Consider the following 15,845-nt stretch of genomic DNA (forward strand, 5'->3'; position numbering starts at 1 on the left):
TAGGAGGTGGAACTCATCACATACAAGACGATTTATCCAAGAGCATGGTTGAGCCTACTATGTATGTTGATCATTGAAGCTATACTTTTCAGGGATGGTATTTACGGTAAAAATGGTATTTGGAAGTACTCGCTGATCGTTATATTGACCTTTATTCTCGGTTATATCGTTTTCCTGATCTGGCGTTTATTTTTCACTAAACCCAGTATTACGCTGGAAAGCGATCATGTGATTTCTACGAAAAACCAGAGATATGATGCATCTCAGATTGAGTGTATTTATATGAATTACAGACGGATTGGCATCAAACTCTACGGTAAACGGTTAGTGCCGATGGATCTATGTTTTTATTTTCAACGAGGTCAGGAATCCGCAGGCGTGGAAGCTGTGCATGAATGGGCGGCGCGTAACGACAAAGAGATAAAACACAAATTTTTTCAAACCTTGGGGTAGAACAGTGCGTTTGTGAATATAAGGAATCGTTGAGGCTGAGGATTTTGAGGAGTAGCGATGCAAACAATAGAGCAATTTCTAACGAGATCAGGTCTATGCTTTAATAGCAAAGTAGATTTAGATTTCTAAAAATTAGCAGGAGAGATGCATATGAGATATCGAACGAAAGAATGGTATGAGCTGTGTCAGCGGACAGGGCTTCATTTTGGGATGAGGGTACATAGAGGAGCTTACGAATTGGACGAAGCACTTTTCCTGCGACGTTATAAAAGAAAAGAAAAAGATTATATAGAGCTTCAGCGTGAGATGTACAATATAGATCCTCGTTTTTTGCTGGAGCAAAATGGCCATGTTTTTGTATCTGCCGAAAAGTTTCTTAGTGGGAATGAAATATCGGAAGAAGATAAAAAAGTATATCAGATGCCTGCTGAAGAAAGAGAGCGGATCGAGAAATTAATCGCGGATTATGATGTGAGGCCTCCTTTTGACGAGCTACAGCATAGAATTGCATTTAAAGAGATGCAGGAATGGGATTACAAACACCAGAAAGAACGATTACCAAAGGAAATATATGAGCAAATTGCGGATATCCGTGTATTTACGTTGGGTTATTGCACGAGAGAAGTTATGCTTCAGTTGAAGAAACAGAGTGCAGAAAATAGGAGAGAGATGGAGCGTGTATCGAATGAATACAGGGAAGCCATTCTAGCGCAGGATATTCCCGATGAAATACATAATCGGGTTCAATTTCATGATTGTACAGTGACAGAACTGCTGACGGGTGATGAGGTGGTCATTCGTTTTGACACCCGTGGGGGCTTCACCAATATAAATAAACTTACGCTGGTTGCACCCGAAATCATCAAGCAAGAGGGTGAGATTGTAGGCAGTTACTGGCTGTATCAAGAGCTGTATCGGATTGATAATGGATATGAACTTCATGTTCTATTTGATGGAGAGAATATGCCTGAGCTGATTGTTCACTGTGCTGATATTCTCGTAGAGGTAGAATGAGAGAGGCCAAGAGGATGAATATGGAGGGAATAGAGATGGAATGGACCACCATACGTTTGGTTATTTATCTACTCCCGTATTTGTCGTGGGTATTGCATGTTACTTCTTTCCTGATTTTCTATACAAAATATTTGTCCTGATGAGATATCGAAAAATAAAACCGAATTACGAGTTTGAAGATAACCCACCTAATAGTGATATCCCTAAACATATCGAAATAATATTAAAAGTAATAGGCACCATTATGGTTATCCTGGGGATTATATGGTTTTGGTTTTCAGAAGAGTTTTATGACTTATTATTTTGACAGCAAGGAGTTGGACACCATTTTGGAATTTATCTGGGCTTTAGTGATCTCAATTATAAGTTTAATTGTGGTTCTTATCTTTGCTGCAATTGTACGTTATGCGATAGATTCATCCAAAACATCGAAGAAGCTGGATCTACTAATCAAAGAAGTGCACTATCTGAAAACTGAAATTAAAAAGCAACAACACCATAAGCAGCAAGATGGTAGCAAGCATATTATTGACGAAAAAGTATAGATGAACGACTTTAAATTTTACTAAGAAGGGAACGGACCTTGATGAACCCACAGGGAAACGTACAAGCTGTTTTTATAGACAGAGATGGAACAATCGGTGGTACAGGTCATTTTATTCATCCAAGAGATTTCAGATTATACCCCAATGCTCAAGAAGCAATTATGCGTTTGAAACGAGAAGGAATTATGGTGCTGGCTTTTACGAATCAATATCGAATCTCACGTGGAGAAGCAAGTGTTCAGGATTTTGAAGAGCAATTTCGCGAGTACGGATTCGATCACTCCTATATATGTCCGCATGAGCAAGAATGCAGTTGCAGAAAGCCACAACCCGGAATGTTGTTACAGGCATCAGAGGAACACGGTCTGGATTTGTCCAAATGCATCGTTATTGGAGATGTAGGAGATACAGACATGCTTGCTGCCCATGCCGTAGGAGCGACCAAGATCATGGTGAGAACAGGCTGGGGGGAATCTTCATTAACCAAATTCAGAGACAAATGGACGGAGACTGAACCTGATTATATCGCAGAGGATATTTGGGATGCCGTACAATGGATCATTGATGGAAGAGAATTCAGAAAATAATTTTTAGTTCCAATCAAGAAGAACGAGCCCATTTTGAAAGATAAGCCACTGTGCAATTGGAATCTAAACCACCTTATGTTAACCAAATGAATCAAGATCCTAGTTATATGAGGAGAACCATATGTTAATTAATCCAATGATAAATGAGGTCAATAACTTATTCAAGATGCATCATATCAATGAAGAAATATCTGAAATTCAAAGTTTGTCAGGTACCACAGCTGGACGTGTTTATCGGTTGAGTACGAGTCTGAATAAGCACTATATTCTAAAATCAGATGAATCCGAACAGATTCACATCGCCCAGCAGTTTTTGGATACGTATAAAAATTCTTCGTTATTGCCTGAAGTTTTGTTGACTGATCCGGCTAACACTTATTTTATTTATACGTATATGGAAGGCACGACCCATTTCAACCGGGGACAGAAGAGAGACTGGTTAACTCGTCTGGTGAAAGAGTTATTCAATACATATGTGCGTTCTACAGATACGAAATCATGGGGCAGAATAGAGTTCCCGCAGAGGACATGGAAAGAATTCAATCAGGTTAGTATTCATGAAGCAAAGATAAATATCGGAAGTATTTTAACGACAGATGATTATAATCTGGTTCAATCCAAAGTCGATCGTCTCTTTCATGAGGAAGAAGAGAAGTTTCTTTTGCATGGCGATACGGGGGTTCATAATTTTGTATATGATCAGAATGAACTCATCGGCGTTATTGACCCATCTCCAATGGTTGGACCTATCCTTTATGATTTCTTGTATGCTTTTAGCTCCTCGCCGGATGATATCAACACCGAAACATTATTTGCTACGTTCGAACTTTTAGAGCAAGTAGAAATGGATAAATCCAGATTGATTGAGGAAGCTCTGGTCCATCTATATTGTCGAATTGGGCTGAGTAATAAACATCATCCTGATGATCTGCCTGAATACTTGAAGGCATGGCAGGAATGGAAGCGATTATGTCGTGAATTTTGAACTAGCAAAGCTTTTACAGCTATTGTAAATGCCTTAGATCAGACTATACAAGACAGGAGAGATATCACAAGTTGGATAACAAAAGTAGTTTGAATCGTCCGAATGCTTGGACGACCTCCGATGTACTTCATGGCGACTTACTTGCCAGTAAAGAACTTATCTATGACAAGTGTGGCTTTGATTGCTTCCAACCACATGAAGAAGCACAAAATGCTGAATATGGGGCATATGTATTTACGTTAAATGCTCTGAAAATTCGATTTCGCGTCGCCAAAACCACACCAACCAAGATTGGACAATTTGTTACGCTGTGGCAGCGTAGTGAGGATGGTTCGACACAGCCATATGACGTTTCAGATCCAGCAGATGTGTATGTCATTAGTACGCGCTCAGGTAGCCATTTTGGTCAATTTGTATTTCCAAAGCATGTATTGTTACAGCGAGATATCCTATCGGATCAAGGCAAAGGTGGCAAGCGCGCCATACGTGTATATCCGCCTTGGGACAAGCCAACAAGTAAACAGGCTCAGAAAACCCAGCAATGGCAGCTGGAATACTTCTTGGAAGTACCTTTTACTGAACCATTGAATTATGATCAAGCCCGGATACTTATGATAAACCATTATAATCACCTATGATTTAGGAGTGTGGTCATGATCGTATTAACGTCAGCAATAGCATTTACCTTCCTGATCCTAATCGTGATTCTCTTTCAAGTTGCTTTAGCGGTAGGTGTGCCGTGGGGCGAGTATGCTATGGGTGGGAAGTTTCCCGGGAAAAACCCGTTTCCATGCGGTTTGCTTGCATATTTCAGATTGCAATTTTAGCATTCACGGGTATCATTGTTCTGAGTAAAGCAGGATTGCTTTGGCCTCAGTGGTCTGTTTTTGCAGAGACAGCGATCTGGTTTATCGTCGCGTATTTAGTACTTGGGACGATTTTGAATCTGATTACGAGAAGTGTATGGGAACGAAGAATCTGGGCGCCCGTAACGTTGTTGATGCTGTTAAAGAGTATAACGGTTGCCATTACATAACATAGCGTTGAAATATTGATTACAGATTGAAAGAGGTGATTCCATTGGTAAATCCATAAACGGAGAAAAATCCATGTATTAGCTAGAATAAGCATGCGGTTTTTCTCTGCCTATGATATGAAAATACTCATATAGAGGAGATAAATTGCCATGTTAAACAAATTAAACGATTCCATTTATTATATGTCCAACGAAAATGATAGAGATAGACCGGTACTAGGCTTGGTGTGTGGGGAAAAACATAGTCTGGTGATCGATGGTGGAAATTCGGTTCAACATGCCAGAGACTTTATTGAGGAGATTCGATGCTTAGATGTGCCGCCCGTTCAGTATGTGGTTATTACGCATGCGCATTGGGATCATTTTTTGGGAATGAATGAATTCGGTGCGACGATCATCGTTAATTGTTTAACCAATAAGCGCTTGAACGACTGGAGATCTTATTCCTTCGATGATCAGTCACTTCGTGAGTATGTAGATGCCGATATAATCAGCAGACATTGTATGGAAATTATACAGGCGGAAATCCCGATGAGAGAATCATTTCTACTAGATAAGCCCGGTATCGTCTTTAAAGATTCCCTCCAGATTGATCTGGGGAACAAGCTCTGTATGTTGGAGAGGATTCAAAGTCCGCACACGGATGATTCAACAATTGTTTATATTCCTGATGAGAAAACTATTTTTCTCGGAGATAGTCCTTATGGAACAACAACGGATAAAATGTTTCATTTTAAGCAATCCTTGCTAAACCCCATGATACAAGATATCCAAATGTATGATGCGGAGCATTTCTTGTTGGGTCATGAATCCATCTGTGATCGGGAAGAGATGGATGTATTCTGGAGAGAACTTACTACTAGTAGTAGAGCGGTGACATCTACTTCCTTGGAGCAGGCAATAACATCTTTTGAAAAGGAACAGCTGCGGGAGCCTAATGGGAATGAACTCTTCTTCTTGAAAGCATTTGTTAATGATCAACTGTTACAGGCACAGAAGAAATAGATGGACAGTTCGAAAGCAACTTAATACTGTGACTTTTAGATTGGTAATGCGGTTTATAAGGTCAAAGTTTCTTAAAGAGAATTTGAGCTTGAATCGAAGAGCCCTGGCATTTGTGCTAGGGTTCTAATATCCGAAAGGAGGGGAAGTATTGCGCAGCTCCAGATTCACACCGTATTTAAGTTTTATAGGTTTTGGATTAGTCATTCTCACCTTGAGTGTGAATGTAAGCTTCAAACTAGGAATGGAGAAAGGCTTGGATGAAGGTTCCCTTATGCTGTTGTCAGTTGCTAATGCAGTATTACTGGTATATCCATTGGCATGGGGAGTATTTGCTATACTTGAGTTCTACATGTTGTGGAAAGAAAAACAAAAGATGAAGTCCAAGCTGGAACGCGGAAAAATGAACAAAGAAGATTTCTTGGATCAGATCAAGAAAGTTAAGACCAGTTTGGGAATCAACATCAGTTATATTGTTATCCTGCTGTCTCAGCTTGGATACGTCATAATTAACTGGGACGAGGTTAATGTTTAGCCTTCTGACCGACCTTTTCTAATTTTGAATATAGACATACATAACCTTTAGGAGGAACATTCATTGAAAGCATTATCGATCGTCAGTCTTATTGGGTTCGTACTCAATTTTTTGTTAATGGTCGTTTTTTTAGATGGTTCGCAAGATGGTGCGGAGGTAGCGGCAGTTTTGGGACTTCTGGGTGGACTGTATGGTCTGCTTTTCTCAATCCTTGCTTTGATCATATCAAGCAAGAGAAAAAAGACCCCTGTAAATGTTCATGAACAACTGCTTCAGCTAGGTGACTTAAAAGAAAAAAATATCATATCAGAATATGAATTCGATCAAAAGAAAGAGAAGTTACTCTCCAGATACAAGTAGTCCAGAGCCCGCTACGGTTAGGTAAAGGCTATTCTATTTTCTACTCATACCAAAAGCTGAACTTAGGAAAATAAAAACAGGGCGTTCCCTTCACCGGGGAATCTGCCCTGTTTTCATTTAGAAGCAACTAATATTTGTTACCCTTCTCAATGGTGATGATGTGCGTGAGCATCTGGTGCGTCGCCTTTGACCGTACATAATACCGAGGTGTCATGCAGATGTTTTTCGGACTCTACTTGGAGCGTCACATGTTTTATTTCTTTATGCTCCAGCATATGTTCAATCTTCTGAACTAGGATCTCGGATGCATAAACATCCATCGTTCCATCTACCACGATATGAGCGGTCAGTGCGTTCAGGTTACTGGTGATAGACCAGACGTGCACATCGTGTACGCCTTTGACACCATCGACTTGTTTAATAGTCTGCACCAGGTCATTCACATCCACATTGGCCGGAGTACCTTCCATCAAGATATGCAGGGATGATTTGGTGACAAAGAAACCACTTCGCAATACCAGTGCTGCGACAATCACACTCGCCAGTGGATCGGCCCAACCCCAGCCAAAGAACATCATGAGCAGTGCCGCCGCAATGGCCCCAACCGATCCCAACATGTCACTGATGACATGGAGATAAGCACCACGCATATTCAGATTATTTTCCGTATCGCTACCACGCATCATGATCCAGGCCACCAGAATATTGATGAGCAATCCAATGACGCTGATGATTAACATGCCTACGGTTGCCACTTCTGGCGGGTTGATAAAACGACCAATCGCTTCGTAGAAAATATAGAGTGCAATGGCGATTAACGTAATTCCGTTTAACGTAGCAGCCAAAATCTCAAAGCGTCTGTATCCGTACGTTTTTCCAGTATTCACCGCTTTTTCACCAAAGGTGAATGCCAGTAAAGCGATCCCGAGTGCAATGGAGTCGGACAACATATGGCCTGCATCCGAGATGAGCGCGAGACTGTTGGTGATGAACCCACCAACGGCTTCAACGATCATATAGATGGTAATAATAATGAAGGAAAACAACAGCACTTTCTTATTATTGGTAGTATGAGCGTGGTTGTGTCCATGATCGTGCCCATGGTTCTGATCGTGATGATGTCCGGACATATAAAATCCTCTCCTTTGGAGCCTTGCTCCGTTATGTAATATGGTTTCTAGTGTGGATATAATTGATCCTTAGCGATGGTTACTCACTAACAAATGAATATATGAGCGTTTGTTCATATGTTATGGTTTTATTATAGTTGGGCCTCATAATAGTGTCAACCAGATTCATGGAAATATAAACATGGCCGCGGTGTTTCCGGGAATGTGGCTGGCGAATGAAGTTGCTTTTATGCTACCATCTGTGCAGGATCAAAGTGAGATGTACTCGTTACATAGAAGGGCGGACAACGATATGAAACATCTGCTGCTGGCAGACGATGATGCCAATATTCGAGCACTCCTGCGGCATGTCATGACCAAGGAAGGGTATCGGGTTCATGAAGCGCAGGACGGACTGGAAGCGGTCAAACTGATGCAAGAAACACCTATCGATCTGGCAATCTTAGATGTGATGATGCCAGGCATGGACGGACTGGAGTTATGTGATTACATTCGACAGCACTACGACATTCCCATTATGCTACTGACGGCACGCGATCAGCTATCCGATAAGAGAGACGGTTATCTGAAAGGAACAGATGAATATGTGACCAAACCGTTTGAACCGGAAGAACTGGTCTACCGGGTAAAAGCGTTATTTCGTCGGTACCATCGCACATCCAGCGATATCATCCGTATGAACCGGATTGTCATTGACCGTAACAATGTGGAGGTTACCGATGGGCAATCCATTCTCTTTTTGCCGATGAAAGAATTTGAATTACTTTCACAGCTTGCCCAGTTTCCGGGCCGTTTGTTCTCGCGGGATGAGCTCATTCGGCTCGTTTGGGGAGCAGACTACGAAGGAGATGACCGTACCGTTGATGTGCACATTAAGCGGCTGCGTGATCGTTTTGCCGAGTATACGGACGATTTCGTCATTCAGACTGTGCGGGGTATTGGTTACAAGATGGAGGTGAAAGCACCTTGAGGACCTTGTACGTCCGGGTATTCCTCATTACAATTGGGGTGATTATGGTCAGCGGCATGCTCGGTTTTCTTTTGTCCAACATCTACTATCATACAAAGCTCAAGGATTTCAATGATGAGAAGCTGGTGGGTATCGCGACGCATATGAAGCAATTTGTGGAGCAGCAACCCGGCACGATGGAGCAGTATTTGAACAATGCCGCCGCACTCGGATACGAAATCTATGTGACGGATGGAAAAGGCAACGACCAATTCTACGGCCGCGAATTTCGAGAGAAAGATCTGAACAAGCAAGCTGTAGAACTGGTGTTGAATGGTGAGGTATACCATGGCGTCGCCCAGTTTCCAAGCAAACCGTTCATTACCGGATTCTTCGATAATCAATTAAGCAATACCGTGGGTGTTCATCTACAGCTGGACAATGCGAATTATGCTCTCTTTATGCGTCCAGATGTAATCCTGCAATTCGGTGAGCTGCGTATCTTTTTTGCGCTGATTGGAGCATTTACGATAGGTATTAGTATCCTGATCTTTCTGATCAGTACCCGCTATCTGGTCAATCCCATTGAACGTCTGTCCGAGGCGACCAAGCGCATTGCGCAAGGAAAATATAATCTGAAATTACCTACCGCAAGGCGGGATGAAATTGGACAGCTGGCCCAGCATTTCATGACCATGAGTCGTGAATTGGAGAGGGTCGATCAGGCACGGCAGCAGTTTGTATCGAATGTATCGCATGAGATTCAATCACCGCTGACCTCGATTCAGGGTTTTGCCCAATTGGTGGCGGACCGGGATCTGCCTGAACAGGAGCGGGAGCACTATGCATCGATCATTGAGGAAGAGAGTCGTCATCTCTCCTTGCTCAGTAAACAACTGCTTCTCCTGTCCTCCCTTGAACAAGGCAACGAAGATCTATCCAAAGTAAAGTTCTCTTTGCGAGATCAATTCCGGCAAACGGTTCAGGTGCTGCAATGGCAACTCGAAGAAAAAGAACTGCTGCTTCGGATTTCGGTGCCCGAATCCATCCAGCTGGTCGGCAATGAAGTGTTGCTCATGCAGGTGTGGATGAATCTGCTGGGAAATGCAGTGAATCATCTGCCACAGGGAAGAAGCATCGAGATTCATGCCGAGCAGATGGATAACCAGTGTGTGATTCAGATTCGGGATACAGGAGACGGGATTGCTGCGGAGCATCTGCCTTTCCTGTTCGATCGATTCTATCGGGTGGACCGTGCGCGGGAACGTTCTTCCGGACGAACCGGGCTTGGACTTGCCATTGTGCAGAAAATAATTCGAATTCATGACGGTACAATCGAGGTTTCCAGTTCACCGGAGGGCACGGTTTTCACCGTGACACTTCCGCAGATGTAATCTGTTATTCATTTGCCGTTCATTTTCGCCTCCTATACTTGGGTTATCAAGAGGGAGGTCACAGAACATGTACTTGGCTATTCGGGAAATGAGGTATGCCAAAGGGCGGTATGCCTTAATTGCTACAATCATGGTGCTTGTTTCATTTCTGGTACTGTTTGTTACAGGTCTTGCACAGGGGCTGGCGTATGATAACGCAGCTTCGGTCAAAAATATGGCAGCAACCCATTTTGTGCTGGAACAGGATTCGAATCATCGGTTTACCCGGTCACAAGTGGATCAGGATCAGCTTAATCAAGCTCGCTCCGTAGTGGGGCAAGAGAACGCTGAGCCACTGGGTGTGAAAATGACAACTGTCAGTCCAACGGGCGACACAAAAAAGATCGATGTCACGCTGTTCATGGTTAATCCGGAAGGTTGGCTTGCTCCAACCGTTACCGAAGGAACTCCGATTACAGATCAGACAAATGGGCAGGTTGTGGTGGACCATAAGTTGTCTGAATCTGGCGTCAAGATTGGCACCGTTCTGGTCGATCAAGCTACAGGAACGGAATGGACCGTTGGTGGATTTGTACAAAATGAGTCCTTCAGTCACTCCCCGGTGGTATTCCTGAATGAACAGGAATGGCTCGCACTCCAGGGAAGTTCACGAACTTCGCAAGGTTCAGCCGACACCAATGCCAATGCTCCGATTTACAATGCCATTGCTATCAAGGATGGGGGCGAGCAGGTAGACGGACTGAGTGCTGCAATGCCTAATACGGAAGTCATAACAAAGTCGGATGCCGTATCGGCCATTCCTGGATATAAGGAAGAGCAGGGATCGTTGCTCATGATGATCGCTTTTCTATATGTCATCTCGGCGTTTGTGCTTGCGGTATTCTTCTATGTCATCACGATTCAGAAAACGAGTCAGTTCGGGATATTAAAAGCCATCGGAACGCGGAATGCTTATCTGGCGGGTAGTGTTTCGTTACAAGTTTTGGTTCTGTCGGTTGGCAGTCTGGTGATTAGCGTACTATTGGTTCGACTGTTCGAGTCCATTCTTCCTGCATCGATGCCGTTTCAATTAGGCTTGTCCACCCTTGCTCTGACCTGTGTGTTATTCATACTCATGTCTGTGGCGGGTTCGTTATTCTCGGTGTGGAAGGTTACCAAAATTGATGCACTTGATGCGATTGGGAGGACAGCAGCATGAGAAACCGATTGGTATTACAGGGAATTACACAGACCTTTGAAGATGGCGGCAGCAAACGCACGATTCTGGACAAGCTGGATCTTGAGGTTGCTGAAGGGGAACTTGTGGCTGTGATGGGGCCTTCCGGCTCGGGCAAAAGTACATTCCTGTCCATTGCTGGAGCACTTCTCGAACCAACGGAAGGACAGGTTCTACTGGATGGAGCTTCTATTATGGGCAAAAGCAAACAAAATATATCCGATGTACGGCTTCAGCAGCTTGGTTTTATATTTCAAAGTGCCAACCTCATTCCGTATCTGAAAGTAGAAGAACAACTGATGGTGGTCGCAAAGCTCGCCGGAACGGATAAAAACAAGGCGGAGAAGCGAGTGGATGAGCTGCTGGATACGGTAGGCTTGACTCATCGACGGAAGGCGTATGCGGAGAAGCTGTCTGGCGGGGAACGCCAGCGGGTCGCCATTGCACGGGCGTTGATGAACGATCCGGCTGTCCTGCTCGCGGATGAACCAACAGCCAGTCTGGATGCGGAACGTGGGCTGGATATTGTCGGCATGATTGCACGGCTCGTGAAAGAGCAGGGCAAGAGTGCAGTGATGGTTACGCATGATGAGCGGATCTTGCCGCTCTGTAGCCGGGTTCTTTTTTTGGAAAATGGGAAACTGGTGCAGCATTAGAAGTAGCATGGTCTGAGAGTCTGGAGAGAATACTGATCCAAGGCTTAAGGGCAGAGAGTGTAAGAAGAGGGTCACATATTCCCGGTGGGAAGGTGGCCTTCTTTCTTCGTTTTCGACTATAATTGGAAGAATAGTGGAATTAGATAGAGAGGATCGGATGCGGATGAGTAGCTTAAGTGCGGAATTATTTCCGGCGCTGAGTACGTCAATTCATTGGGGAATTATTGAGGCGGAGTTCAGATTAAACGATATCGTGGATGAAAATCTGGTGAGCAATATTAGCATCATTCCGTTTGTCGGGGATCAATGTGTTGTCTTCCAACTGGATAATGGAGACTGGGAGCTGCCTGGGGGCACGCTTGAAGCAGGTGAGTATTACATGGATGGACTGAAGCGCGAACTGATGGAGGAGCTTGGGGCAAAAATGCGGTCCTATCAGATCTTTGGTCAATTCTATTGCACATCCAGTGCTTTGGAACCGTATCGTCCGCATATTCCGCATCCCCATTTCGTACGAATCATCGGATATGGAGATGTTGAACTTGTCGGTGATCCGCTGAATCCGGAAGATGACGAGCAGGTGGTTGCAGTTGAAGTGGTAGAGATCGCCGAAGCGATCCGAAGATTTCAGGAACAGAACAGGCAGGACATTGCAGAAATGTACAAACTGGCTTATGTACTGCGAGATGAAGCTAAATAGTATTTTTATAAAATGGAACAAGCATGATTCTGAACAAAAAAGGGTAACAACGAATTAAATAAACTTTGCCTTGGGAGTGATATCAATGCAGGAACTTTTTAAGAAGATCATCAGTACAGAAGTCAAACCCGTATTTGCCAAACACGGCTATTCGAAGAAAAATCTGAATTTCTACAAAGCGGATGGAAATCTCGCATACAAGTTCAACATTCAAAGAGCAAAGTATAACACCAGTCGTCAAGTCCAGTTTTATGTTAATTGTGGTGTTCATTCCACCGAACTTGCGGAGTTGCATTCCGTTGGATTGAATGGAGACATATTGGAGTTCACATCTCATTTTACCTGCCGAATCAGAGAAATAGCCCCTTCCGCTCCGGCCCACTATACCTTAACGCCTGATATCGATCCAGACGCTTTATCGAAAGAACTGGTGTCACATTTGGAAGAGGGTATGTCATTCTTACACTCGCTAACAGGGGCCAAAGATATAGTCCATTATTATATGGACAAGACAGCGCTATATTTAAGCGAAGTAACCTTCCGCTTCCTGCTAAAAGCCGGCAATACGGAAGAAGCCAAGCATTATTTACAGCAACTGCACGCCAAATACGGAGCCGAAAAGCGCTGGACGATATTAGAAAAGAAATATGCAGCCGTTTTTGCCGAGTACGGAATGTAATCTTTGATTCAGACAAATAGCCAAAATGAAAGGGGATAACATATGAACGATACTCAATATAATTTAAATTTTGAGAAACTGTGTAATGAGTTACAGCTTGGTGAATTGATCAGTTCGCCCAAACCGATTTCAGGTGGACTTCTTCATCGAATGTACGCCATTGAAACGACACAAGCTAATTATGCAGTTAAGGCATTGAATCCCCAGATCATGATAAGACCTGCTGCTGTGCAAAATTATATGGATTCAGAAAAAATCGCAAGCGTGGCAGCCGAACATATCCATGCTCAACCTGCAAAAAGGTTAAAGGGTTCTTCTATGCATAACATTGATAATCAATTCTATCTAATATTTGATTGGATTGAGGGTCAACGTTTGGAACAAGATGAAGTTACTATCAATAACAGTTCTCTGATGGGAACGATCCTTGCAGATATCCATAAAACGGATTTTAGACAACTAGAGCTGGATAGTTCACAGGCGACTAATTCTAAAAAAATAGATTGGATGTTTTATCTGAACAAAGGAAGAAATGAGAATTCGGAATGGATTGAGATTTTGGATTCCAATATGGATAAGCTGTATGAGTGGAGCATGAAAGCTAAGAATTCATCTTTAATGTTAGCATCCAATAATGTTATTAGTCACAGAGATCTGGAGCCTAAGAATGTGATGTGGAGACAAGACATACCTATTATTATAGATTGGGAATCGGCAGGTTATATTAATCCGATGCATGATCTGGTAGAAACAGCTGTGTATTGGTCAGTAGATAGCTCTGGAAGTATAAACGAGGAAAAGTTCTTGGCTTTTATAAGTGGATATAAGAAGCGAGTGGGGAGTCTAACAGCCAATTGGGAAGTGGTTCTGGATATTGGTTTTGCTGGAAAGTTGGACTGGCTCGAGTATAGTCTTAAACGGTCACTGTGGATTGAATGTACGGATATAGAGGAACAGTTAGTAGGTACATCACAAGTCATTTGGACTTTAGAGGCTTTAAAACAATATGAAAATATGATTTCAGATATTAAGAACTGGTTGAATACTTAATTCAGGAGAGGATACCCACATGGCAAACGATAAAGGAACACTCAGAACATGCGAACAAGGACATTTGTATTATAAAAAAAGTGATTGCCCAACCTGTCCGACGTGCGAAGCTGAACGTAAACCGACAGAGGGATTTCTAGCCTTGCTGTCTGCTCCCGCCAGACGTGCCTTGGAGAATGAAGGCATCACAACACTACTGCAACTTGCGGAGTACACGGAGAAAGAAATCCTGAAGCTGCACGGAATCGGACCGTCTGCTATGCCCAAACTAAGAAGCGCTTTGGAAGAAGAGGGAATGTCTTTTAAGCAATAACCCTCTTCATGTTGTTCCACTAATCCAAACCAGAAGCTGAAGTAATCTCCTCCATCGTTACCCGATACAACAAGTTACCTTCACTGAGTAGCAGACGATGTTGGCGAAAATCCTGCCGTGCCTGCTTGAAGGGCTGACCATCTACATTTAATAAACCAATCTTCTGCCCCTTGCTCAATCTTCCGGGCTTCTCCATTTTCTTAAGGACAAACGTACCATGTTTACCGTACCCGGCATCGAACAAGAAATGATAACCATCCGTACTGAAGCCAGAGGAACCGGAGATGTTTGGATTCATCAATGTAACGTTGGGTTCACTGGTGCCACCTGAGATACAACCGATTTCAAAATCGGTATAGAAGTAGAACCAGACCTGCTTCTCATTCACCACATTGAGTGCGTAACAATCCGCAATGTCAGCTGCGCTGTTTTCGTACACTTTATTACCGTGCTCATCCCAGGCCAACAGACCGTTTGATCCAATTGGATCGGCCCATCCGTAGTTACCAAATACCCCTTCATCAAAGTAACTGGTCCAGATTGTTCCCTTCTCTGTGACCTGTACACTTTGGATACCGTCTCCCAACAGAAACTCGCGAATTGTATTTCCGTCTAAATCACACACTTTGGCGTTCAAATCAAATTGTTCATTTCCGTAATTCGCACACCGTGCTCCGACGAGCAGCAGATGATCATGTAATGATTGTACGTAATGATAATTGAACGTCTGCCCCCAGATGACTACTTCCTCGATAGTTTGATCTGTAACAATGAGCACTTTGTACGTATAGCTTTGCTTCAATTTACTTTGGACGAACATACCTCGCTCTCTTTCGGGAATCTGATTCATCAGCAGCACATAGACAAGGCCATCACCGCCCCACTGGGTGGAAACGATATCGAAGCCTTCGACATAATTTGAAATATCGGCAAAAGGCAAAAGCTTTACTTTGGGATTGGTCATATCCATATCCTCCTTTGTAATCAAATGCAGAGTCACCATCTGCATCTGTATAAGAGGATTATGACGTACGTGTACTTTACTGAACATGGCGGAAGTATAGCGAAGGTCTTTCTTTGGCTTTTACAGTGGATGAGTATGATGTTTGGTAACCTGTGCCTTGACGCTCGTAGTACAATAAGGAAGTTGTGTAAAATTCTATATAATAGGAGGGCGGAGAGATTGCTATAAGGAGAGTATGAAAATACATACAACGCATGTGAAGTAAGGAGAAAGAATA

Annotated in this window: 20 protein-coding genes; 18 read left to right on the plus strand and 2 right to left on the minus strand. The window is 43.2% G+C overall.

Going from position 1 to position 15,845, the window contains the following annotated elements; genetic code table 11:
- The first annotated feature begins 63 nt into the window (after nucleotides 1–63).
- From MHI12_RS07775 to MHI12_RS07820, 10 genes are all read left to right on the plus strand, one after another.
- Nucleotides 64–453, plus strand: coding sequence for a hypothetical protein (locus MHI12_RS07775; protein WP_405172039.1), 390 nt, complete (start codon nucleotides 64–66; stop codon nucleotides 451–453).
- 150 nt (nucleotides 454–603) lie between these two features.
- Nucleotides 604–1,467 carry a DUF4085 family protein gene (locus tag MHI12_RS07780; RefSeq protein ID WP_405172040.1) on the plus strand — a complete coding sequence of 288 codons (864 nt, stop codon included), beginning with the start codon at nucleotides 604–606 and terminating at the stop codon, nucleotides 1,465–1,467.
- A 329-nt stretch (nucleotides 1,468–1,796) separates the two neighbouring features.
- The gene (locus MHI12_RS07785) at nucleotides 1,797–2,012 is read left to right on the plus strand and encodes a hypothetical protein (protein ID WP_405172041.1); all 216 of its coding nucleotides are present in this window, start codon (nucleotides 1,797–1,799) and stop codon (nucleotides 2,010–2,012) included.
- Nucleotides 2,013–2,053: 41 nt separating this feature from the next.
- On the plus strand, nucleotides 2,054–2,599 hold the full coding sequence (locus tag MHI12_RS07790) for an HAD-IIIA family hydrolase (RefSeq protein WP_405172957.1): 546 nt from the start codon (nucleotides 2,054–2,056) through the stop codon (nucleotides 2,597–2,599).
- A 121-nt stretch (nucleotides 2,600–2,720) separates the two neighbouring features.
- On the plus strand, nucleotides 2,721–3,584 hold the full coding sequence (locus MHI12_RS07795; protein WP_405172042.1) for a phosphotransferase: 864 nt from the start codon (nucleotides 2,721–2,723) through the stop codon (nucleotides 3,582–3,584).
- Between the two features lie 71 nt (nucleotides 3,585–3,655).
- Nucleotides 3,656–4,222: a MepB family protein gene (locus MHI12_RS07800; protein ID WP_405172043.1), complete on the plus strand. Its 567-nt coding sequence runs from the start codon at nucleotides 3,656–3,658 to the stop codon at nucleotides 4,220–4,222.
- Nucleotides 4,223–4,374: 152 nt separating this feature from the next.
- A complete protein-coding gene (locus tag MHI12_RS07805) occupies nucleotides 4,375–4,620 on the plus strand; it encodes a hypothetical protein (protein WP_405172044.1) in 246 nt (81 codons plus the stop codon).
- A 150-nt stretch (nucleotides 4,621–4,770) separates the two neighbouring features.
- Nucleotides 4,771–5,625 (plus strand): MBL fold metallo-hydrolase, encoded by an 855-nt coding sequence (locus tag MHI12_RS07810; protein ID WP_405172045.1) that lies wholly within the window; start codon nucleotides 4,771–4,773, stop codon nucleotides 5,623–5,625.
- Nucleotides 5,626–5,773: 148 nt separating this feature from the next.
- Complete coding sequence (locus MHI12_RS07815) at nucleotides 5,774–6,157, plus strand: hypothetical protein (protein WP_341006423.1); 384 nt, start codon at nucleotides 5,774–5,776, stop codon at nucleotides 6,155–6,157.
- Nucleotides 6,158–6,220: 63 nt separating this feature from the next.
- The gene (locus tag MHI12_RS07820; RefSeq protein WP_405172046.1) at nucleotides 6,221–6,517 is read left to right on the plus strand and encodes an SHOCT domain-containing protein; all 297 of its coding nucleotides are present in this window, start codon (nucleotides 6,221–6,223) and stop codon (nucleotides 6,515–6,517) included.
- A gap of 146 nt (nucleotides 6,518–6,663) precedes the next feature.
- Here MHI12_RS07820 and MHI12_RS07825 read toward each other — a convergent pair whose 3' ends face one another.
- A complete protein-coding gene (locus tag MHI12_RS07825; protein WP_405172047.1) occupies nucleotides 6,664–7,647 on the minus strand; it encodes a cation diffusion facilitator family transporter in 984 nt (327 codons plus the stop codon).
- A 292-nt stretch (nucleotides 7,648–7,939) separates the two neighbouring features.
- Between MHI12_RS07825 and MHI12_RS07830 the strand changes: the two genes are divergently transcribed.
- The 8 genes from MHI12_RS07830 to MHI12_RS07865 all read left to right on the plus strand — a co-directional run bounded on the left by MHI12_RS07830 (nucleotide 7,940) and on the right by MHI12_RS07865 (nucleotide 14,604).
- Entirely contained in the window at nucleotides 7,940–8,617 is a 678-nt protein-coding gene (locus MHI12_RS07830) for a response regulator transcription factor (protein WP_341131745.1), read from the plus strand.
- Nucleotides 8,614–9,990, plus strand: a complete 1,377-nt coding sequence (locus MHI12_RS07835) for a sensor histidine kinase (protein WP_405172048.1) — start codon at nucleotides 8,614–8,616, stop codon at nucleotides 9,988–9,990. Before MHI12_RS07830 ends, MHI12_RS07835 begins: the two co-directional genes overlap by 4 nt.
- Nucleotides 9,991–10,057: 67 nt before the next feature.
- Nucleotides 10,058–11,188, plus strand: a complete 1,131-nt coding sequence (locus tag MHI12_RS07840; RefSeq protein WP_405172049.1) for an ABC transporter permease — start codon at nucleotides 10,058–10,060, stop codon at nucleotides 11,186–11,188.
- Entirely contained in the window at nucleotides 11,185–11,862 is a 678-nt protein-coding gene (locus tag MHI12_RS07845) for an ABC transporter ATP-binding protein (protein ID WP_405172050.1), read from the plus strand. Before MHI12_RS07840 ends, MHI12_RS07845 begins: the two co-directional genes overlap by 4 nt.
- A 163-nt stretch (nucleotides 11,863–12,025) precedes the next feature.
- Nucleotides 12,026–12,562: an NUDIX hydrolase gene (locus tag MHI12_RS07850; RefSeq protein WP_405172051.1), complete on the plus strand. Its 537-nt coding sequence runs from the start codon at nucleotides 12,026–12,028 to the stop codon at nucleotides 12,560–12,562.
- 85 nt (nucleotides 12,563–12,647) lie between these two features.
- Nucleotides 12,648–13,241, plus strand: a complete 594-nt coding sequence (locus tag MHI12_RS07855; RefSeq protein WP_405172052.1) for a DUF4304 domain-containing protein — start codon at nucleotides 12,648–12,650, stop codon at nucleotides 13,239–13,241.
- Nucleotides 13,242–13,283: 42 nt separating this feature from the next.
- Entirely contained in the window at nucleotides 13,284–14,291 is a 1,008-nt protein-coding gene (locus MHI12_RS07860; RefSeq protein ID WP_405172053.1) for a phosphotransferase, read from the plus strand.
- Between the two features lie 19 nt (nucleotides 14,292–14,310).
- Nucleotides 14,311–14,604 carry an RNA polymerase alpha subunit C-terminal domain-containing protein gene (locus MHI12_RS07865; protein WP_405172054.1) on the plus strand — a complete coding sequence of 98 codons (294 nt, stop codon included), beginning with the start codon at nucleotides 14,311–14,313 and terminating at the stop codon, nucleotides 14,602–14,604.
- Nucleotides 14,605–14,623: 19 nt separating this feature from the next.
- On the opposite strand, the gene MHI12_RS07870 is transcribed toward MHI12_RS07865, so the two are convergent.
- Nucleotides 14,624–15,568, minus strand: coding sequence for a hypothetical protein (locus MHI12_RS07870; protein WP_405172055.1), 945 nt, complete (start codon nucleotides 15,566–15,568; stop codon nucleotides 14,624–14,626).
- Between the last annotated feature and the right edge of the window lie 277 nt (nucleotides 15,569–15,845).

It is taken from the genome of Paenibacillus sp. FSL H8-0280, from assembly GCF_045040665.1.
Lineage (GTDB): Bacteria > Bacillota > Bacilli > Paenibacillales > Paenibacillaceae > Paenibacillus > Paenibacillus xylanexedens_A.